Source organism: Streptomyces sp. NPDC048275, from assembly GCF_040652275.1.
Classification (GTDB): Bacteria; Actinomycetota; Actinomycetes; order Streptomycetales; family Streptomycetaceae; genus Streptomyces.
Genome location: NZ_JBEZLR010000041.1, coordinates 59,194 through 78,041, shown reverse-complemented (window position 1 = coordinate 78,041; position 18,848 = coordinate 59,194). Strand labels below are relative to the sequence as shown.

17 protein-coding genes, 1 tRNA gene and 2 pseudogenes are annotated in these 18,848 nt (G+C 71.3%); 4 read left to right on the top strand and 16 right to left on the bottom strand.

Features of this window, described 5'->3' with window-relative positions; all coding sequences use genetic code 11:
• Positions 1-96 precede the first annotated feature (96 nt).
• The 8 genes from AB0D57_RS24110 to AB0D57_RS24075 form a co-directional block, all read right to left on the bottom strand.
• Complete coding sequence (locus AB0D57_RS24110; RefSeq protein WP_362076471.1) at positions 97-966, bottom strand: alpha/beta fold hydrolase; 870 nt, start codon at positions 964-966, stop codon at positions 97-99.
• A 122-nt stretch (positions 967-1,088) separates the two neighbouring features.
• Entirely contained in the window at positions 1,089-1,682 is a 594-nt protein-coding gene (locus AB0D57_RS24105) for a flavin reductase family protein (RefSeq protein ID WP_362076468.1), read from the bottom strand.
• On the bottom strand, positions 1,675-2,163 hold the full coding sequence (locus AB0D57_RS24100) for an SRPBCC family protein (RefSeq protein WP_362076465.1): 489 nt from the start codon (positions 2,161-2,163) through the stop codon (positions 1,675-1,677). Before AB0D57_RS24100 ends, AB0D57_RS24105 begins: the two co-directional genes overlap by 8 nt.
• 50 nt (positions 2,164-2,213) lie before the next feature.
• Positions 2,214-3,497, bottom strand: a complete 1,284-nt coding sequence (locus tag AB0D57_RS24095; RefSeq protein ID WP_362076462.1) for an aminotransferase class III-fold pyridoxal phosphate-dependent enzyme — start codon at positions 3,495-3,497, stop codon at positions 2,214-2,216.
• On the bottom strand, positions 3,494-4,636 hold the full coding sequence (locus AB0D57_RS24090) for an SDR family oxidoreductase (RefSeq protein ID WP_362076459.1): 1,143 nt from the start codon (positions 4,634-4,636) through the stop codon (positions 3,494-3,496). Before AB0D57_RS24090 ends, AB0D57_RS24095 begins: the two co-directional genes overlap by 4 nt.
• Before the next feature lie 467 nt (positions 4,637-5,103).
• Positions 5,104-6,237, bottom strand: coding sequence for an acyl-CoA dehydrogenase family protein (locus tag AB0D57_RS24085; protein ID WP_362076456.1), 1,134 nt, complete (start codon positions 6,235-6,237; stop codon positions 5,104-5,106).
• Between the two features lie 128 nt (positions 6,238-6,365).
• A complete protein-coding gene (locus AB0D57_RS24080) occupies positions 6,366-6,614 on the bottom strand; it encodes a hypothetical protein (protein ID WP_362076453.1) in 249 nt (82 codons plus the stop codon).
• Positions 6,615-6,658: 44 nt separating this feature from the next.
• On the bottom strand, positions 6,659-7,480 hold the full coding sequence (locus tag AB0D57_RS24075) for an SAM-dependent methyltransferase (protein WP_362076450.1): 822 nt from the start codon (positions 7,478-7,480) through the stop codon (positions 6,659-6,661).
• Positions 7,481-7,639: 159 nt separating this feature from the next.
• On the opposite strand from AB0D57_RS24075, the gene AB0D57_RS24070 reads away from it, so the two are divergent.
• From AB0D57_RS24070 to AB0D57_RS24060, 3 genes are read left to right on the top strand one after another with little or no spacing between them, the layout of a single operon-like run.
• On the top strand, positions 7,640-8,446 hold the full coding sequence (locus AB0D57_RS24070; protein WP_362076447.1) for a sulfite exporter TauE/SafE family protein: 807 nt from the start codon (positions 7,640-7,642) through the stop codon (positions 8,444-8,446).
• A gap of 21 nt (positions 8,447-8,467) precedes the next feature.
• Complete coding sequence (locus AB0D57_RS24065) at positions 8,468-9,214, top strand: cobalt-precorrin-6A reductase (protein ID WP_362076444.1); 747 nt, start codon at positions 8,468-8,470, stop codon at positions 9,212-9,214.
• Positions 9,211-9,402 (top strand): hypothetical protein, encoded by a 192-nt coding sequence (locus tag AB0D57_RS24060; protein WP_362076441.1) that lies wholly within the window; start codon positions 9,211-9,213, stop codon positions 9,400-9,402. Before AB0D57_RS24065 ends, AB0D57_RS24060 begins: the two co-directional genes overlap by 4 nt.
• A gap of 19 nt (positions 9,403-9,421) precedes the next feature.
• On the opposite strand, the pseudogene AB0D57_RS24055 reads toward AB0D57_RS24060, so the two are convergent.
• The 3 genes and pseudogenes from AB0D57_RS24055 to AB0D57_RS24045 all read right to left on the bottom strand — a co-directional run.
• Positions 9,422-9,627 (bottom strand): annotated as a pseudogene (locus tag AB0D57_RS24055) (hypothetical protein); the annotation flags it as partial.
• 106 nt (positions 9,628-9,733) lie between these two features.
• Positions 9,734-10,504 carry a precorrin-6A synthase (deacetylating) gene (gene cobF, locus AB0D57_RS24050; RefSeq protein ID WP_362076438.1) on the bottom strand — a complete coding sequence of 257 codons (771 nt, stop codon included), beginning with the start codon at positions 10,502-10,504 and terminating at the stop codon, positions 9,734-9,736.
• 69 nt (positions 10,505-10,573) lie between these two features.
• On the bottom strand, positions 10,574-11,101 hold the full coding sequence (locus AB0D57_RS24045; RefSeq protein WP_362076434.1) for a DUF309 domain-containing protein: 528 nt from the start codon (positions 11,099-11,101) through the stop codon (positions 10,574-10,576).
• A gap of 100 nt (positions 11,102-11,201) precedes the next feature.
• On the opposite strand from AB0D57_RS24045, the gene AB0D57_RS24040 reads away from it, so the two are divergent.
• A tRNA-Pro gene (locus AB0D57_RS24040) sits at positions 11,202-11,275 on the top strand.
• Between the two features lie 206 nt (positions 11,276-11,481).
• Here AB0D57_RS24040 and AB0D57_RS24035 read toward each other — a convergent pair.
• From AB0D57_RS24035 to AB0D57_RS24015, 5 genes and pseudogenes are all read right to left on the bottom strand, one after another.
• A pseudogene (locus AB0D57_RS24035) lies at positions 11,482-11,637 on the bottom strand (transporter); the annotation flags it as partial.
• A 399-nt stretch (positions 11,638-12,036) separates the two neighbouring features.
• The gene (locus AB0D57_RS24030; protein ID WP_362076431.1) at positions 12,037-12,603 is read right to left on the bottom strand and encodes a hypothetical protein; all 567 of its coding nucleotides are present in this window, start codon (positions 12,601-12,603) and stop codon (positions 12,037-12,039) included.
• Positions 12,604-12,637: 34 nt separating this feature from the next.
• Positions 12,638-13,024, bottom strand: coding sequence for a hypothetical protein (locus tag AB0D57_RS24025; RefSeq protein WP_362076480.1), 387 nt, complete (start codon positions 13,022-13,024; stop codon positions 12,638-12,640).
• 354 nt (positions 13,025-13,378) lie between these two features.
• The gene (locus AB0D57_RS24020) at positions 13,379-15,493 is read right to left on the bottom strand and encodes a bifunctional serine/threonine-protein kinase/ABC transporter substrate-binding protein (protein WP_362076428.1); all 2,115 of its coding nucleotides are present in this window, start codon (positions 15,491-15,493) and stop codon (positions 13,379-13,381) included.
• A 27-nt stretch (positions 15,494-15,520) separates the two neighbouring features.
• Positions 15,521-18,589 (bottom strand): bifunctional serine/threonine-protein kinase/ABC transporter substrate-binding protein, encoded by a 3,069-nt coding sequence (locus tag AB0D57_RS24015; RefSeq protein ID WP_362076425.1) that lies wholly within the window; start codon positions 18,587-18,589, stop codon positions 15,521-15,523.
• Positions 18,590-18,848 lie beyond the last annotated feature (259 nt).

The following is an 18,848-nucleotide window of genomic DNA, read 5'->3' as shown; positions in this document are numbered from 1 at the left end:
GCATCGGGGAGAGGTCCTGCGCCTCGTCGAGCACGACATGTCCGAGGGAGTGCGTGCGCTGCACCAGATTCGTTTACCCCCTTCGTCGTACAGGCTTCAGTCGGCCAGCGCCTTGAGGGTCTCCCGCACCACGATCGGGTCGTACGGCATGGCCAGGTGCGTGGTCCGGTTCTGCGGAGCGATGATCTGCAGGCAGGTGTTGGTGACGGGGTGGTCCGGCCGGGCCGGCCTCAACTGCTGCGACTCGGGCGGCTGGACCAGCTCGTCCCGGGTCGACCACAGCACGGTGTAGCCGACCCCGTCCACGGTGTCGCCGGGTGCCACCAGCTCACCCACGAACTCCGAGTCGTGCAGCAGCTGTGTGAAGGCGGGGCTCAGTCGGAAGAGGACCTTGTCCTCCACGACTGCCTGCACGCCCGGGACTTGACGGACCAGTGCGGTCAGTCCCGCCACCTCGACGCCGTGATTGCTGGGCGCGATTCCGACGACGCGCCGTACCTTCCCGGCCCCGCCGAGGTACTTGAGGTAGTAGTGCGGGATCATCCCGCCCTGCGAGTGGCCCACGAGGTCCACCTTCGATGCCTTGGTGTCCGCCAGCACCCGGTCGACGAACTCCGCGAGCTCTTTGGTCGACTTCCTGATGTCGCCAAGGCCGTAGAGCCCTGGGAGAGCCGGCAACTCCCCGTAGTTCAGGCGGAAGATGCGATGCCCGGCCGCTCTGAGGGCAGATGCCGCCTTGCGCCAGACGGATTCCCGGTCGCCCAGGGTGCCATGCACGAGGACGACCGGGTACGGACGCTCCGGGGTCGGGGCCAGGCCCCAGTCGTCCACGGCCGCGTCGGTGTCGAGCGCGGCGCCGATGCGGTGTCCCATGGACTGGGTGTTGCCGGCCAGTCGCTCGGGGGTCCGGAGCAGTTCGGTCGCGGCGCTGTCGGAGTTCACGCCGGGGATACGGGGCAGGGACATGGGGCCTCCTTGGGGTTCCTGCTTCTGGTTCGGGTTCGTGCCTTTGGTTTGGGTTCGAGATACGGCAGGCCCGGCCGGGGAGATCCCCGGCCGGGCGCGTCCGTCCTGACTTTCCGGTGGGTTCAGCCGTCGAGCGTCCCGGGCAGCGTGTGGAAGGCCCGGTCGTGCCAGAGCAGCGGTTGTCCGCCGTTCACCTCTACCGCCATCACCCGTCCGACGACGGCGTGGTGATCGCCGTACGGGCGTACGTCCTCGACCAGGCACACCGACCAGGCGAGCGCGTCGACGAGCACCGGCAGACCGAGTACATGGCGTACGCGGCTGCCCTCGAAACGCCTCGCGGGCGGCACGGCGGAGTCGGCGAAGAGTTCGGCGACGGATTTCTGATGTGCCGTCAAGAGACTGACTGCGAAGGCACCTTGCTCGCGCAAGGCGGTGAGGGTGCGGGAACTCCCGCGCAGACAGGCGAGGACCAGCGGTGGTCGCGCCGACAGGGACGTCAGGGCGGAGACCGTCATCCCGGTCGGTAGGCCCGCGCCGTCCAGCGCCGTGACGACCGTGACACCGGCCGTGAGTTTCGAGTAGAGACCGAGACAGCGGACCGTGTCGGGGCCGGGTTCGTCCCGCAGGGTGTCCCATCCCGCCCCCGAGGGGCTGTCGGGAGGGGGCTGTCGGGGCTGCCGGGGCTGCCGGGACACGAGGACGAGGTCAGCCATGCGCGGGCGCCGCGGCGTCGGCGAGTTGGGCGGGGGCGGGCGTGACCCTCCCGAGCAGCCCGCGCAGGATCCGCTCGATGTTGCTGCGCAGGGTCGAATCGGCGACCGGGTCGAGGAGTTCCGCCAGCGTCGGGATGCCCAGGTCGAAGACGGCGTCGAAGGTCACGGCCGTACCGTCCCCGTCCGCACCGGACGCGCACCGCCACGTACCCTCGAACAGCTCGAAATCGCCGGTGATTTGGGTGAACTCGATGGTCCGCGTGGTCGGGATGAACGCGTCGCGTTCCGACCAGCGCATCAGACCGTTGCGGAAGCGGACGGTCCAGTCCGACACCACCGAGCCGTCGTCCTCGGGTGGATGGACCACGACTTCGCGGACGGTCTCGGTGACTTCGGGGTACCGGCGAAAATCCCGGATCCGCTGGTACGCGGTCTCGGGGTCGACGTCGTGGGCGGTGAGCCGTACGGTCACGTGTCGCATGGGGAGTTACCTCTCCGCGGTTTTGGTGGGAACGGTTTTGGCGGGAACGGTCAGCCGACGCGCGTCGCCACGACGCGCAGGGACTCGGCGAGGGCGGCGAGGAACAGCCGTACCTCGTCCTCGCGGGCGATCGCGGGCGGTGTCAGCCGCAGCACGCGGGTGGCGTTGAGGGAGTGGTTCACGAGAACGCCGCGCCCGACCAGCTCGAGGATCAGCTCGCCGACGGCCTGCTCCTCGGCGAACTCCAGGCCGATCAGCAGGCCTCGCCCGCGTACGTCGTGCACCAGGCCGCCGGTGTACGGGGCGCAGGTGGCCCGGACGCCCGCGAGCAGCTGGTCGCCCAGGGCCTTGGCGCGGCCGATGACGTCCTCCCGGTCCAGGGCCTCGACCGTGGCGAGCGCGGCGGCGCAGGCGATCGGGGAGGCCGCGAAGGTGGAGGTGTGCAGGTAGGGGTCGCGGGAGAACGGTCCGTAGGCCGCCGTGGTCGCCACCATCGCCGCGACGGGGACCACACCGCCGCTGAGGCCCTTTCCGACGAGCAGCACATCGGCGTCATGGACACCTTCGTCGTCCATGCCCCACCAGGCGCCGAGCCGCCCGAGGCCCGTCTGGATCTCGTCGACGATCAGGAAGGCCCCGTACGTCCGGCACAGCCGGCTCACCTCCGCCAGATATCCCGGCGGTGGAATGCGTACGCCTCCCTCGCCCTGTACCGGCTCGACGATCACGCAGGCCCGGCGGCCGAGTTCGGTGAGCGTGGCCGCCAGCGCGGCCGTGTCCCCGTACGGAACCGCCGTGCTGTCCGGCAGCAGAGGCTGAAAGGGTTGCTGGTACTTCGGGTTGGCGGTGGCGCTCAGTGCGCCCAGCGTCTTGCCGTGGTAGCCGCCGGTGGTGCTGACGAGCGCGGTGTGGCCGTGCGCCCGGGCCAGTTTCAGACCGGCCTCGGTTGCCTCCGCCCCGGAGTTGACGAAGTGGACGTGGTCCAGGCCGGCCGGGGTGCGCGCGGCCAGGGCCTCGGCGGCGCGGGCGGCGACCGGCTCGAGGAAGACCCGTCCGGCCAGCGGATGGGTGTCCACCTGGCGGTGCACGGCCGCCGTCACGTGGGGGTGTCGGTGCCCCAGGATGAAGACGCCGTAACCGCCGAAGTCGAGGTAGCGGCGTCCGTCCTCGGTGTACACCCACGCGCCCTCGGACGCCGTCTCCAGCATGCCGCCGAGCACCGTACCGAGAACGGCACGCCCGGAGGACAGGTGCGCGCGGTAGAGGCGGGCGATGTGTGCGCGGTCCGTGGCGGGGTCGGTGACCGGTGCCACGGAGGGGGCCGCCGCGGTCACGAGGCCAGCTCCTGGGTCTGCGCGGCCGGTGTCGCCTGCGCGGCTTGCGGGGACTGCGCCCGGTGACGGGTCCGCATGCCGCCGCGTCCGGTGGACCAGGCGGCGAGGTTGCGGACCAGCGCCTGCCGAAGGTCGCCCTTCGAGAGGGCCGAGCCGCAGTGGGGCGAGCCCAGGGACGATTCGAAGGGCAGCGCCCGCTGGAAGACCAGGAGCAGTTCCGCGTAGGTGTGGAAGCGGCGGCGCAGCGACTCGGGGAAGGTGGGGCCCTCGATCAGCGGCAGCAGCAGCCGGTGCACGGACTCCAGCGGGATGAGCCGGGGAGGGTGTGGCCGGGGTCCGTACTGGTCGGCGAACTCCAGGCAGGTGTCGACCACTTCGCGCTGCAACAGAGCCTCCGCGCCGGCCGTCAGCCAGTACTCGCCGTCCGTGACGCGGGCACGGAGCAGGTCGCCCACGGCACGCGCGACGACGTCCTGGGGCACCATGTCGATCCGCGCGTCCGGCGCTCCCGGAAGCACCGGCACCTGCCCCTTCACGATGGCGCCCAGTGCCCGTGTCAGCCCCTGCATCCCGGCGATCCGACCGGTGACGGAGTCGCCCATCACCACCGACGGACGCAGGATCACACCCGGCACCGGGGCGTCGCGCACCACCTGCTCGGCCGCGGTCTTGGAGGCGAGATAGGCGGCGGCACCGGGGAAGCGCTCCTGCTCCTCCGACGCCAGCGGATTGGCGACGAAGGCCGTGCTCATGTGGAAGAACGACGCGTCGGCGCGGGCGGCGAGGTCGAGCATCGCGACGGTGCCGTCGAGGTTGGCGCGCCGGATCGAGTCGGGCTCGGCCTTCCAGTTGGTGGCGGCGGCGCAGTGCACGACCAGGTCCACGTCGGTGGTGAGCTGTGCGAAGTCCGCCCGGGTCAGACCGAGTCCGGGCTCCAGCAGATCGGCGCATACCTCACGGACCCGGCGGTCGTTCACCGGGGTGCGATGGCGCAGGCAGACAATTCCGAAGTCTCGCGCCAGCTCTTCGATCAGGGCTCTGCCGAGCACTCCGGCGCCGCCGGTGAGCAGCACCGTGGGGCGTTTCGCGGAGGGCGGCGGGCTGGTCGGAGCACTGGGCCGGGGCCGGGACAGAGGCATGGCGATGTTCCCCTCGGTCGAGTGAGCACAGGGCGCTGGTCAGGCGGTGGCTCGTGTCAGGCGGCGGACGGTCGAACGGGCGGGCGGCGGGCGGGGGCTGGAGGTGAGCCGGGTGGCTTACGGCCGTCGGACGGTCGCGGTGGGTCAGTCGGTGGTGGATGGGGCGGCGGTGGGTTGGACTGGCGGTGGTGAGCCGGACGGGTGTCGCGCGGCGGTCCGGCGGTGGTCGGTGCGGCGGCGGTCGGACCGGGCCGGATCGGATCGGATCGGGGCACGGCGGATCTGGCGGTCGCATGGTTGCGGTCGGATCCGGGCAGGTCGCGCTGACGCCGCCGACCAGGCCGCGGATCAGACGCAGGCCAGGTCGTAGGCCCGTGTCGGCGCGGGCGCATCGGTGAGGGCCGGGGGTGAGGAGGGTTCGCTTGGGCCGGTCGAGGGCAGGGCGGTGCCGTCCGAGCGGGGTCGGGTCAGGCGATGGTCAGCGGCTCGTCGGCGAGGTACGCGGACAGCGGGCCGGTCATCCGCGACCGCGACGGCGGGTGCAGGGCGAGACCGTTGGTACAGGCGGCGAGGTAGCCGACCTCGTCCGACGTCATGAAGTTGAGCCCGCCGAGCAGTTCGACGGCCCGCGGGACGATCCGCGCGAGGGCGTCCTGCGCGGTGTAGCGCGCGTAGAGCGAGTCGGCGAGAGCGGACTCGGCGGGCACCTCCACGTCCACCCGGCGGGCAAGGCCCTCGACCGCCGCGGTCGCGCCCTCGACCTCCACCAGCAACCGGACCCGCTCGGCGTCCGGCACCCGGTCGTTGAGCAGGACCCGCTCCACCAGGGCGCTGGCCGCCCCGAGATAGCTGCCGGTCATCAGCAGCTCGAACCAGACCAGCCCCGCGGTCTGCACCGCGTCGAGGCGGGCCCCGGCCGGCGAGGCCGTCCGTACCAGCAGTTCCTTCGGCACCAGTACGTTGTCCAGGGTGACCTGGTCGCTCTCGGCGCCCGCGAGGAACGTACTCGACCAGAAACCGCTGACGCTCAGCCCCTCGCTCTCCGCCGGGACCAGGGCCACGGCCAGCTCCTGGCCCTCCCCCTCCTCGCACGGCACCATCACGCTGGCGGTGAGCAGATCCATGGAACGGGCGAGGCTGCAGGGTCGTTTCACGCCGGTGATCCGCACGCCCTCGGCGGTCACCGTGGCGGACATCGACGGCGACAGAATGCCGGTGCCGCTGCGCCCTTCGGCGAAGCCGGACGCCATCAGACGGTTCTCGGCCGCGACGCCCTGCACGAGCATCCACTCCAGTCCCTCGCCGGAGTCGCTCAGTCCGACCAGCGTGGCCATCGAGAAGTGGTGCATGGTCGTCGCCACCGCGAGCGAGGGTGAACGACTGCCCAGTGCACGCTGCACCCGCAGGGCTTCCAATGCCGTGGCGCCCCTGCCCTGGAAGGCCGTCGGGGCCAGCAGACCGGGTCCTCCTGCCTCCCGGAAGAGCCGGATGCCGGGGCTCTTGGGCCCTTCCAGCGTCATCAGCGGTACGGCCCTCAGACTTTCGTCGAGGCCGGGCAGCAGTTTGGCGAGGGCCGCGCGCTCACGCTCCAGGAATCTCATGTCGTCCCCAGCTCCTTGATCCTCAGGTGTCGCCGGCAGCGTCGTTTCTGTTTACGCGTGAAACGGCGGAACCCCTCGGGGCAAAGCGAGGATGGGGCGTCGTTGGCGGATACGAGGAGTTGGGACGCTCACCCCGGTGGAGTACCGCGGCTGGGCCTGGCCTGCGTGCGTTCCATCCAGCGGGCCGGTTCGGCCTCGTGCGAACCGGTGCTCGTCGCCCGCGCGACGGCGGCGCCCGCCGCGGCGTCGGCATCTCCGGCGCGGTCCAGCAGCCGCAGCGGCCAGGCAGGTGTGGACGGTTTCCCGCCGTCGAACGGGTGCCAGTCCCAAGGCCCGTCGAACCGCCAGGCGCACCCCGCGGCCAGTCTCACGCCCACGCGGTGATCCACTCCCACAACCTGCCTCAGCTGACCGAAGTCCCTCAGACCCGCGGGGACTTGAAGGCGACCCCGCCGTACAGCGGAACGGGTTCGTCCCCGATCTCGTCCTCGTTCACCGCGAGCTCGGGATGCCATTTCGCCACCGACACCACTCCCGGGTCTACCGGGTCGAGCCCCTTGAAGAAGCGGCTCACCTCGGTGTGCGAGCGGGCCACGAGGGTGACGCCGCCCGCCGCGTACGTCGCGACGCCGCGCGCGACCATCACGGGGTTGTAGTCGCCGGTCAGCGCGGACAGGACCAGGCAACTGCCCGGCGCCAGCGCGTCGACCAGGGTGTCCACCAGGTCGTAGGCGCCGTCCTCCTCGGCGATGAAGTGCATCAGGGCGATGAGCGACAGCGCGACGGGCCGGTCGAAGTCGATGACGCGTGCGGCCTGTTCGAGTATCTTCCCCGGTTCGCGCGCGTCGGCCTGGAGGTACTCCGTCACGCCTTCCGGGGTGCCACGGAGCAGGGCCTCGGCGTGGGCGAGGACAATCGGGTCGTTGTCGACATAGACGACCCGCGCGTCCGGCACGGTGGCCTGGGCGATCTGGTGGAGGTTCGGTTCCGTGGGAATGCCCGTGCCGATGTCGAGGAACTGGCGGATTTCCGTCTCCCGGACCAGCCAGCGCGTGGCGCGCTGCATGAACCAGCGATTGCTGCGGGCCGAACGCGGGGCCGTCGGGTCCTGGGACATGATGCGTCGCCCGAGTTCTTCGTCGACCGGGTAGTTGTCCTTGCCGCCGAGGAACCAGTCGTACATCCGTGCCGGGTGCGGCCTGCTGGTGTCGATCCGCTGGGCGGACGGCCCGGTCGCGGTCATGCGCAACTCCTCTTACTCGTAGTGATGTTCGAGAAGTCTGCCATGGCTGTTGGACCTGGCGGAGGCGTTCCTGGCTGTCCGGCTCTTCCCCCGGGCAGGGGTCACCTGGCGAGATGGTCCTTACGTCGAGAGTTGCGTGGGCTTAGCATCGGTTCCCGCATGAATACGATGACGCTCTGGCACCTGTCCATCTGGGAATTCGCCGCCCTCGCCGCCGCGGCCCTGCTCGTCGGTTTCTCGAAGACCGCCGTGAGCGGGGCCAACACGGTCAGTCTGGCGATCTTCGCCGCCGTTCTGCCTGCCCGCGCCTCCACCGGCGTGCTGCTTCCCGTCCTCATCGTCGGGGACGTGCTCGCGGTGCTCACCTACCGGCGCCACGCCCACTGGCCCACGCTGTGGCGGCTGTTCCCGGCGGTCGCCGCGGGTGTCGTCCTCGGCACGCTGTTCCTGATGTGGGCCGACGACGGGACCGTACGGACCTCGATCGGTGCGATCCTGCTGCTGATGGCGGCCGTCACGCTGTGGCGCCGCCGGGTCGCCGCGAAAGAGGCGAAAGAGGCGGAAGAGGCGGAAGAGGCGGAAGACAAACCCGACTCGGTGACCACGCGCGCGGGCCGGGTCAAGGCCCGCTCGTACGGCGTCCTCGGCGGCTTCACCACGATGGTCGCCAACGCGGGCGGTCCGGTGATGTCGATGTATCTCCTGTCGGCGGGCTTCAGGAAGCTGGGCTTCCTCGGCACCTCGGCGTTCTTCTTCCTGATCGTCAACGTGTCCAAGGTGCCCTTCAGCGTGGGCCTGGGCCTGATCGACGGGCACTCGCTGCTCCTTGACGCGGCGCTCGCGGTCTTCGTCGTGCCGGGGGCGTTCCTCGGCAAATGGGCTGTGAACCGAATCAACCAGCTGCTCTTCGAGAGGTTGGTGATCGGGGCGACGGTGCTGGGCGGGGTGCAGCTGTTGCTGCGCTGACCACCTCGTAGGCTCGACGCCATGTCCCCCCATGTCCTGGTCCTCGGCGGCACCACTGAAGCACGTGAGCTCGCCGCCGAGCTGGCCGCCCGTCCCGGTGTGCGGGTGACCACGTCCCTCGCGGGGCGCGTGTCCCGGCCGGGGGCGCTCGAAGGGGACGTACGCATCGGCGGGTTCGGCGGGGCGGAAGGGCTGGCGCGGTGGCTGCGCGAGCACCGCGTGGACGCTGTGGTCGACGCCACCCACCCCTTCGCCTCGGGCATCACGGCGCACGCGGCGCGGGCGGCGGAGGCCACCGACGTCCCGGCCGTCGTGCTGCGCCGACCGGGGTGGCGCCCCGGCCCCGGCGACCGATGGCACCCGGCGTCGTCCCTCATCGAAGCCGCCGCACTCCTCGCGCCGCTGGGCCGCCGGGTCTTCCTCACCACGGGCCGCCTGGGCCTGGCGGCCTTCGCGGACCTTCCCGAACTCCACTTCCTTCTGCGCTCGGTGGAGCCTCCCGAGCCACCGCTGCCGTCCAACGTCGAAGTGTTGATCGCCCGCGGCCCGTTCACCCTGGACGACGAGAAGAACCTGCTGCGCGAGCACCGCATCGACGTCCTGGTGACGAAGGACAGCGGGGGAGAGTCGACGGCGGCCAAGCTCACTGCCGCACGCGACCTCGGCCTGCCCGTGGTCGTCGTACGCCGCCCACCGCTTCCGGTGGGCGTGACCGCGGTGCCGGACGTGGCGTCGGCGCTGGCCCTGCTGGAGCTCACTCCGCGGTGACGGAGAGGGCAGGCCGGGCTGGACGCCAGTTCCCGGTTTCGGGTGGGCAGCCCGCTGGTCACATCCTCGACCAGGAGTTGCTCGGCGATGCTGTCGACGGCGGCGCGCAGTTCCTCGCCGGAGGGGGGCCGATGTCCTGCTCGACGAGCTCGGCGAGCCAACTGCCCCAGGCCTTGCCGATGGCCTGAGCCTCGCGCTCGCCGCGCCCGTCACCACCCACGACACGTGCGCCGCGCCGCGCCGCCCAGGTCCGACACGATCGTCGGCAGGGCGGTGCCCACGATCGTCGGGTTCAGGGCCGCGGGGAGCGTGCCCAGCATGATGGTCACGAAGACGATGTTGCGGCGCCTGCTGTCCAGCACCGGAGGCGCGGGCGCCTGGGCCGCGGGCGGCGCGGTGTCGGTGGCCGTCACACTCGACACCTTCGCACCGGAGGCCACCCAGTGCGTACGGGGCGGCCCGCCGGGCGTACCGCCGCGGGACCCTGCCCGCCCGGCTACGAGACCTCGCCGACCTGCGCTATCCCCGCGGATGCCTGCGCAGCAGATACGTGTCCATGATCCAGCCCTTGCGCTCCCGCGCCTCGGCCCGCAGCCGCTCGATACGCGGGGCCGCCTCCGCGATGGGCCCGGAGGCGAGGATCTCGTCGGGCGTGCCTATGTACGCGCCCCAGTAGATGTCGATGTCCTCGGCGGCGTACTGCCGGAAGGTCTGCTGGGCGTCGAGCATCACGACCACGTCGTCGACCCCCTCGGGGAAGCCCTCCGCGAGGCGGCGGCCGGTGGTGATCTGGACCGGTCGGGCGACCCGGTTCAGCCCTGTGCGGTGCCGGGCGACGAGCGCGGAGACACTGCTGATGCCGGGCACGACGTCATAGGTGAACGCCACCGCGCCCCGGTCCAGGATCTCCTCCAGGATCCCAAGCGTGCTGTCGTACAGCGCGGGATCGCCCCACACCAGGAACGCGCCGCTCTCCTCCTCGCCCAGCTCCTCGGCGATGAGTCGCTGGTAGATGTCGGCGCGGGCACTGCGCCAGTCCCCGACGGCGGGGGAGTAGGCGGCGCCCCCGGCGGACCGGTCGCGGTCCGGGTCGCGCGCCTCGACCAGGCGGTACCCCCCGTCCGGTATGTGTGCGTCGAGGATGTCACGGCGCAGCTGGACGAGGTCCGACTTCACCTCGCCCTTGTCCAGGATGAAGAACACGTCCGTGCTCCGCAGTGCCCTGACCGCCTGCAAGGTGAGCTGGTCGGGGTCGCCCGCGCCGATACCGATGACATGAATCTTTCGCACACCCCGAGTCTGCCGCACGCCACTGACAACGGAGGCACCGCACCCGGATCGGGTCTCCGGGACGCCTGCTCAGCCCGGGCGTCCCCGCAGCCGAGGTGCCCACGCCACCGCGCTGACGGCGCCACCGTCACGCTCCACGACGGTCGCCAACTCCCGTGCCCAGACGGCCAGGTCAGCGAGATCCAACCCGTGCGGACGGGCCTGGCCGCCGGACCCGGCCGCCCACTCCTCGGCGGCCCCGGCCCCGCGTCGCAGCAGCCGAGCGCCGCCCGTCGTGTTGCCCCGGGCCGCATGCGTGAGCCCCACGGCGAGCTGGGCCAGCCCCCGCCAGAGCGCGCGCTCGCTCTCGGGACCCGACTTCCAGGCGTCCTCGAAGACCTCGTGCGCGTGGAACGGCTTCCCCGCGTCCAGCAGCGCCTGCGCCTCGGCGACCGTCTCGTCGGGGCTGCGTACGACGCCCTCCGGCTGCCGCTCCACACCGTCCGCGCCGTACGGCAGCGGCCGCCCCAGCCCGTCCCGCGGCCGGGCGTTGCGCGCCCGCCCCTCCGTGTCCCGATCCCGCTCGCTGTCCCGCCGACCTCCGGATGTTCCGCTCATGCCTCGATTGTCGCGCGCCCAGCGCCCGCTCGGAGCAGCCCCCGACGTGGGGTAAAGTTCTGTTCGCACGATCACGCGGGACACCGCGGGTGAAACGCATCGGGACGTGGCGCAGCTTGGTAGCGCACTTGACTGGGGGTCAAGGGGTCGCAGGTTCAAATCCTGTCGTCCCGACTTTACGAAGTCGCAGGTCAGGGGCCGTTTCAGAGGGGATCTGGAGCGGTCTTTTGATCATTTCTGGGGACCCGTTGGGGACCAGTTCGCTTGAACACGGCCCAAGCGCACCTTGACTCGGTCAAGGTGCGCCATGCAGCCCGTTCGCCTGCCGGCTTTGCGCTTTCTGTATCGGTTCGGGCTACGGGAGTTGCCAGGTGGGGGTGGAGCACGTGCTCGACCTCGGCCCGGTGGTCGACCAGCCACGAGAGGTAGAACAAGCCCTGGTTGACGACGTCGGCATCAACAGCCCGCTTGTACGCGACGATGACCGGCGACCCGTTCTCGTCCAGCCCGAGCGAGTCGATCCGACCAAACGGCAGCGTGGGCTCCACGACGGCCAGGAACAGGCCGATCGCGTCCACGATCACGTGGCGCTCACGGCCCGCCACCTGCGGCGCCGTGTCGTTGATGGCCGCCGCCAATGCCACCGGTTCGCCCCCCAAGGTGCCCCCTGAGGCTCGATCGCCCTGGTCTTCGCGACCGGCCCGACCGGGTGCTGCCGGCCCTGACGGCGGCGACGAGCCTGCTGAAGGAGCAGGGCCCGGGCGAGGCCGACAACGTCCGCGGCATCCTCCTGGTCGCTGTCGAAGCGGCGGCCCGGGTCGGCAGGTTCGGACCCGGTCCCGTCGTGGCGGAGATGCCCCGCAAGAACACCGGCGCCCTCGATGCCGTTCAACGGGACACGGGAGCCGGAACTCTTCCCACTAGTCCCAAGCCGCTCAAGGTTGCTTCTCGACGTCCTTCACCGAGCTCGGCCCCATCTGCTTGGCGCTGGCGTACTCCGGCATCGTCATGGGCTTGTCGAACAGGAAGAACGACTGGTTCGTGCCGACCGTGAACTCCATGTACGCGCCCGTCGTGGCGTCGAAACCGTAGTAGGCGTTACAGGTGGAACCCGACGTGTACGTGCCGTCCATGCCGGGCTGCGCGAGGACCGCGATGCCGCTGTCGGAGTGCTCCACCTTCTCCGTCGGAGTGAGCATCTTGCAGCGCGGCACCGGCAGGCCCTTCATGATGAAGTACCCGTACTCGCCCTTGGCGTTCTGGATGTAGACGTAAGAGAGTTTGCCCCGCTTCCCCCACGTCTTGACCCACTGGTTGATCGCTTCGCGGGTCGGCGAGTACTCCATGCGGCCCGCCGGCTGCTGGGCCACGAGGTGGTCGTAGTTGTTCTGCTTGGCCTTGTTCTCCTTGTCCTGGCTGGAGTCGCTGGTGCAGGACGTCAGGGCGAGGCCCACGACGAGCGCGACGACGGTGGCCAGGGCCATGCGTGCGAACTTCTTCATGCGGTGCTGCCCTCTTCCCGGGGTGAGATGGGGATCAGTTGGTGCACGTCGTGCGCTTGGCGGTGGCGTCCAGCCGGTACGGCAGATCCTTGTCATGGAAGGGCGCGCGGTGTTCCTGGGCGGCCTTCGAGTTGTAGTCGTTGACCGACTCGATCCGCGTGGCCTTCAACGCGGTGATCGACTGGTCGATCTGCGTCGTGCGAGTCTCCGAAGCGGTCTTCCGCTCGTCCTGAAGCGCCTGGATCGTCCCTTCGGCGTTCTGCACGGCCTCGCACAGATCGAAGAACTCCTCGTACGTGGTCTGACGGAACTCGCCCGAGGCGACGGTGTTCTCGCGCTCGTCCACCTCGCCGCGGAACGGGGCGGTGATCCAGAGTGCGCTGCCGAAGGCGAACACCCCGATCGTGTACAACACCGCCAGGCCGATGACCCCGACGACGGACCAAGCCGCTAACCCTGCCCCTTCGCGTACCTGTCCCGTGACCGTCCCCCTTCACCGGTGGTCCCGCGGTGTGGAACCACGTGTGAAGGAGGACATGGCGCCCGGTGAAACGGTTCCGCCGACATGAGTGTCAGGAAGGGGGTACCGGTGCGGTCGAGCCACTGCCGGCACACGGTCCCGTGGACGCGCGCTGCCCGAGAACACTGGGGACACCGCTCCTACCTGGCGGAGTTCGCGACCTCTGGTTCGGCGGGCCGTTGTATTCGTCGTGCGAGATGATGTGCGCCCCGGTGCCTGGTCGGCACGGGACTTTCGCTCGCAAAGAGCCCTGGTTCACGTCTTCTTGCCGATGTCGTCGGAGCGCGACACGAAGCGGGCGGCTCCCCCGGTCACACGGAACAGAAACCCACCGCCGTCGTCGTTGCTCTGGAAGAACTGCGAACTGGCCTCGAAGCTCATGCGGCGGGTGATGCCCTGCCATGGGCGGCGCAGGAGTGCTGAGCGCAGGGTGGTCCGGCCGTCGTCGCCGATGGCGGCGAGGCCCTGGGCGGCGAACCCTACGGCGTCGTACGCCTCGGCCGCCCAGGGGCCGGGCGCGTGTCCGTGACGTGCGCGGAACGCGGCGGCGAACACTTTGGTACGGGGGTCGGCACTCGCGTCCGTGTAGCTCGTGCCGATCCACCAGCCCTCGCCGACGGCGAGGAAGGGGGCGGCGAGGACGTGCTCGCCGACGAGCCGGGCACCCTGGTGGCCCGCGGTGCGCAACGCGCGGGCAAGGGCTGCGGCCCGGCTGGGGTTCGCCCCGCCGAAGAGAACAGCGTCGTGGGGGCGGGCGGCGATGCGGCGCGCGGCCCCGGTGAAGTCCTCGTCGGCCGCGACCTCCTCCACCGCTGTTTTGCTGTCGAGCTTGTCGGGGGCGAAGTGGACCACGGCCACGCTCTCCACCTCGGTGGCCCAGTCGTGGACGATGACCGTGCGGGCCGGTTTGACGACCCGGTTGAGATAGCGCAGTACCGCGTGCGGGCCGAGGGTCTGTGTGGAGCGGAGCAGGAGCGGGGTGGTCGTGTTGACGGTGTTGAGAACCTCGGAGTCGGCGCGGGTGACCAGCACGGTCAGCCGGGCGTCCGTACACGAGGGCAGGGCCGCGAGCACGGTCGCGTTCCCGCCCGCGGCGATCACCACGGACACGTCCGGGTCGGCGGCCAGCCGGGCGGCGGCCTCGGCGGAGCCCTTCGCGGTGCCGTGGTCGTCCGTGGTGCGCAGCACGAGGTCCACGGTGCGCCGGGTGTCCTGGTTGTGCTGCTCCACGGCGAGACGGGCGCCGCGCTCCTGGGCCGTGAAGAACTGGCCGTCCGGGCTGCCGAGCAGGGCGACCACGTGGCGGTGCCGCCGGACGGAACCGGCGTTCGCGGACGCGTTGTTGCGGCCCCATTGCCACCACGCTCCCGCCCCGGCCGCCGCGGTGACACCGGCCGCGGCTCCCGCGACGAGCAGGCGCCGCCGGGTGGGCGAGGGCCGTGTGTCATGCAGGTCCACGGGTGAGGGCCCGGCGAGCATGGTGGGTTCGGGCACGGGCAGGTCGAGGACGCGTGCGGCACGGGTGGCGACCAGGGCGGGCAGCCGCTCGGGCAGCCACCCGTCCGCGGCGAACTCGCCGAAGGTGTCATGGAGTTCGCGTGCGCTCGGGCGCTGATCCGGTACCTTCGCCAGACATCGCCGTACGATCGGGTCGAGGCCCTCCGGTACGCCGTCCAGGTCCGGTTCCTCGTGCACGGTCCGGTACAGCACGGCCGCGGCGCCGCCGGTGCCGAACGGGGGGCGGCCGGTGACCGTGTGGGCGAGAACGCAGCCGAGCGAGAAGACGTCGCTGGGCGGACCCACGGTGTGCCCGCGAGCCTGCTCGGGCGAGAGGTAGCCGGGGGAACCCACGACGGAGCCGTCCGCGGTGAGCGCGGTCGCGCCGACGGCCCGCGCGATCCCGAAGTCGATCAGGCGCGGCCCGTCCACGGCCAGCAGCACGTTCGCCGGCTTGACATCCCGGTGGACAAGACCGGCCGCGTGCACCCCGTCCAGCGCCTCGGCCAGCGCGGTGCCCAGGCCGCGCAACTGCGCCTCGGGCCAGGGCCCGTACAGCGCGACGGCCTCGGCCAGGGACGGGCCGGGCACATAGGCCGTGGCCAGCCACGGGGAGCGGGCCTCGGCGTCGGCCGCGACGACCGGCACGGTCCACCGGCTCGTGAGGCGCGAGGCGAGTTCGGCCTCGCGGCGGAAGCGGGCGCGGAAGCCGTGGTCGTCGGCGTACTCGGCGCGGATCACCTTCAGCGCACACCACGCGCCGTGCGGCGAGCGCGCCAGGTAGACGACGCCCATGCCGCCCGCGCCGAGCCGTCCCGCCAGCCGGTGGCCGCCGATCAGGGACGGATCGGAGGGCAGCAGCCGTTCCACCACGCCGACCGCCCTCCGTTCCCCGGTACCTCAGCTCCCGTTCTTCGTCACGGGAGTCAACTCGCCCAATGCTCCCAGCTGTTGGAACCGTCCGTCACGGACCACGTGGACGAAGGTCTCGGTCCCCCAGCCGTCCCCGGTGCTCTCGTAGGCGTGGTAGTCGCCGAAGGCGTATGTCCTGGAGATGCCGACGTACTTCGCCTTCGCCAGCCGCTCGGCGAGCTTGGCCCGCACGGGCCGTCGGCGCGCTCCGGCCGGGACCGTGCGGGCGAACTCGGCGAGCAGCATCCGTACCGTGTCGTACGCCTCGGTGGCGTACGGCTCCGGTGCGGCGTCGTACCGCTTCCGCCATGCCGAGGTGAAGTCCTTGGCCCGCTTCGTCGTCAGTACGGAGGGGTCCACGGCCGCCGTGACCACGTACCAGCCCTCGCCCGCGGCACCCGCCCGGCTCGGGAAGTCCGAGTCGTACAGCTGGTGCTGCATCCAGCGCGGTCCGGTGAAGCCGGCCGCGGCCAGGTCCTGGGCCGCGCGGACGGTGGCGTCCAAGGGGCCCAGGTAGGCGATGGCGTCGACATCGGCGGCGAGGAGTTCCCGGACCGCCTTCGGGCCGTCGTCCGTCCCCTCCGCGACGACGGCCGGTACGACCCGCGCGCCGAGGTTGTCGCGCCAGGCGGAGACCAGCGCGCTGCCCTGGTCCTGGATGCTCGTGCCTCCGGCCCGGTCGATCACGACGCCGAGCGGCACGACCTGGTTGGTCTGCACCGCGTCGAGCGCGATCCAGAGGCCGACCGCGATATGGGGCGCGCCGGTCTGGAACGAGGTCTTGGGCGAGGTCACGAAATAGTCCTGCTGGCCGGTGGTGCTGGACACATGGGTCAGCCCCGCCTCGCCGTAGACGGCCGCCACCGCGCGCATCGGTATCTCGCCGACCGGTCCCAGTACGGCGACGACGTTCCGGTCGGTGGTGAAGGCCTGGGCCACCTCCCGGGCTGTGCTCACGTCGCCTCGGTCTGCGAGGACCTTCACCTTCAGGTCGTAGGTGCGTCTCGGCGTGGCGTTGTGCTCGGCGACGGCGAGGCGGGCAGCGCGTTCGGAGGCCCGGCTGACGGCGGCGTCGGCCGTGGCGGTGGATGTGTGCACGCCGAGGACGTACACGGGACGCCCTGCGCTCCCGGACGGTTCCTCGGGGTCGTCCTCCGACGCCCAGACCGCCGCTCCGGTCCCGTCGGCCGCGAGCAGCAGCGCGCCGCCGGCGAGCAGCAGACGGCGTCGGCCAGGGTGCCTGACGGGAGTGTCCGACACGACCTGTTCATCCGGTTCGTCCACGACCGTGGGCTCGATGCCGGGCAGGGCGAGGCTCTCGGCGGCACTCGTGGCGACCATCCGGGCGACGGGATCGGGAAGCCAGTCGCCGGAGGCGTCCGGAGCGTCCTCGGCCAGCAGCCGCCGTATCTCGTCGGCCGTGGGCCGCGCGTCGGGGTCCTTGGCCAGGCAGCGCTCCACCGGGGTCCGCAACTCGCCCTCCACACCGCCGAGTTCCGGCTCGTCGTGGACGGTGCGGTACAGCAGGGCGTCCGGCGTCCCGGTGCCGAAAGGCGGGGTGCCGTTCGATGTGTACGCCAGCAGACAGCCCAGCGCGAAGACATCGCTCGCGGGCGAGGCCGCCCGCCCCTCGGCCTGCTCCGGCGCGAGGAATCCGGGCGTGCCGACCACGACGCCGGACGCGGTCAGCGCCGTGTCGCCCACGGCGCGCGCGATGCCGAAGTCGATCAGGCGTGGCCCTTCCAGAGCGAGCAGCACGTTGCCCGGCTTGACGTCCCGGTGGACAAGACCGGCCGCGTGTACGGCGTCCAGCGCCTCGGCCAGCAGCCCGCCGAGGACACTCGCGGCACGCGACGGCAGCGGGCCGTGCGCGGCGACCGCCTCGGCGATGGAAGGCCCGGGGACGAACGCCGTGGCCAGCCACGGCTCGCGCGCCTCGGCATCGGCGTCGAGGACCGGCGCCACCCATGGGCTGTCCACCCGCCGCGCCAGCTCCACCTCCCGTGCGAACCGGGCACGGAACTCGTCGTCACCGGCGCTCTCGCCCCGGATCACCTTGATCGCCGCGAGCGCCCCCGCGTCGGTGTGCCCGAGATAGACGACGCCCATGCCGCCCGCCCCGAGCCGCCGCAACAGCCGGAACTCGGCGATACGGGATGGATCGGACGGCTGCAAGATGTCGCTCATCGCTCTGTCCCCTGGGTCTCGGCCGACTTCTCCTCGGGTGCGTCTGCCGGTTCGCCCGTGGCGCCCACGACCCCCCCGGCTGTCGATGTCGGCGGCGACCAAGCCCACTCCCCTGAGCACTTCGCCGGTGATGTCGCTGTCCTCCGCCTCGGTCCGGCCCGCGCCGTGGCGTGCCGTCGCGGCCACGGTGACCGGCCCGAGCCGGAACTTGTACCAGTCGAAGGGGTGCGCCTTGCTCTCGCCGTCGGCGACCCACTCCCCCCGCTCCGCCAGGTCGTCCTCGCTCATCGCGTTCCGCTCGTCGGTGTACGCGTCGACCCTGGAGTACAGGCCGCGCACCACGTCCGTGACGTTCAGCCGCTGCTCGGGGCAGCTCAGCGCCGACTGCAGCGAGGCCGCCATGTCGCGCCGCGCCGCCACGGCGTCCTCGTGCACGGTGACGGTCAACGAGACGTACACCGGCCCCTTGCTGCCCTTCTGCGGCAACTCGAACGCCCGTGTGAGGCTGGCCAGTTCGGTCGGTGGCAGCGCCTCGCGCCGCCACAGGCAGTCATCATCGTCGAGTACGGCCCACGTCGTTGGATCGCTCTCGAAGGGCTCGCGTTTGCGATACCCGATACCGAAGTAGTCGGGCCGCACGTCGAGTTCACGGACGAACGCGACCGCCTCGGCCCGCGTCTTCGGTGCCCGTGCCTCCGCGAGCGTGTACGGCTCGCTCGTAGTGGTCGACGACGGCGACGCCGAGGGCGAGGCACTGGGACTTCCGCTCGCCTTCCCGTCCGCCTCGGCCTCGTTGTCCGTCCCGCTCGTACACCCCGCCAACAGCGGCGCGCCCGCCGCCACAGCCAGGACCGGTCTCCGCCCGCCCATGCATCACTTTCCTTCGTCCGCGGCATCCCGCAGAGGCGGTGTGGCGCAAGTAGAGAGCACACCAACTACCCTTATAGAAACGCTCAGTTATGTGAGCGTCAGCCGCACGGCCGAGAGGGGTGGCCAGGTAGGTGACTGCGGGCTCTGGTCCACTTCTTTGGGCTCTGTCGCTGATTTGGGGGTGGTGACGATCAAGAGCAGGCGGGCATCAGCCGGGTGTGGGGGATGTGCCCACGACGCCGTCGGCACAGAGATCACG

Excerpts from the sequence above, each read along its gene's own strand:
- AB0D57_RS24110 (WP_362076471.1), bottom strand. The coding sequence starts at position 966 with ATGTCCCTGCCCCGTATCCCCGGCGTGAACTCCGACAGCGCCGCGACC.
- AB0D57_RS24105 (WP_362076468.1), bottom strand. The coding sequence starts at position 1,682 with ATGGCTGACCTCGTCCTCGTGTCCCGGCAGCCCCGGCAGCCCCGACAG.
- AB0D57_RS24100 (WP_362076465.1), bottom strand. The coding sequence starts at position 2,163 with ATGCGACACGTGACCGTACGGCTCACCGCCCACGACGTCGACCCCGAG.
- AB0D57_RS24090 (WP_362076459.1), bottom strand. The coding sequence starts at position 4,636 with ATGCCTCTGTCCCGGCCCCGGCCCAGTGCTCCGACCAGCCCGCCGCCC.
- AB0D57_RS24085 (WP_362076456.1), bottom strand. The coding sequence starts at position 6,237 with ATGAGATTCCTGGAGCGTGAGCGCGCGGCCCTCGCCAAACTGCTGCCC.
- AB0D57_RS24075 (WP_362076450.1), bottom strand. The coding sequence starts at position 7,480 with ATGACCGCGACCGGGCCGTCCGCCCAGCGGATCGACACCAGCAGGCCG.
- AB0D57_RS24070 (WP_362076447.1), top strand. The coding sequence starts at position 7,640 with ATGAATACGATGACGCTCTGGCACCTGTCCATCTGGGAATTCGCCGCC.
- AB0D57_RS24065 (WP_362076444.1), top strand. The coding sequence starts at position 8,468 with ATGTCCCCCCATGTCCTGGTCCTCGGCGGCACCACTGAAGCACGTGAG.
- AB0D57_RS24045 (WP_362076434.1), bottom strand. The coding sequence starts at position 11,101 with ATGAGCGGAACATCCGGAGGTCGGCGGGACAGCGAGCGGGATCGGGAC.
- AB0D57_RS24030 (WP_362076431.1), bottom strand. The coding sequence starts at position 12,603 with ATGAAGAAGTTCGCACGCATGGCCCTGGCCACCGTCGTCGCGCTCGTC.
- AB0D57_RS24015 (WP_362076425.1), bottom strand. The coding sequence starts at position 18,589 with ATGGGCGGGCGGAGACCGGTCCTGGCTGTGGCGGCGGGCGCGCCGCTG.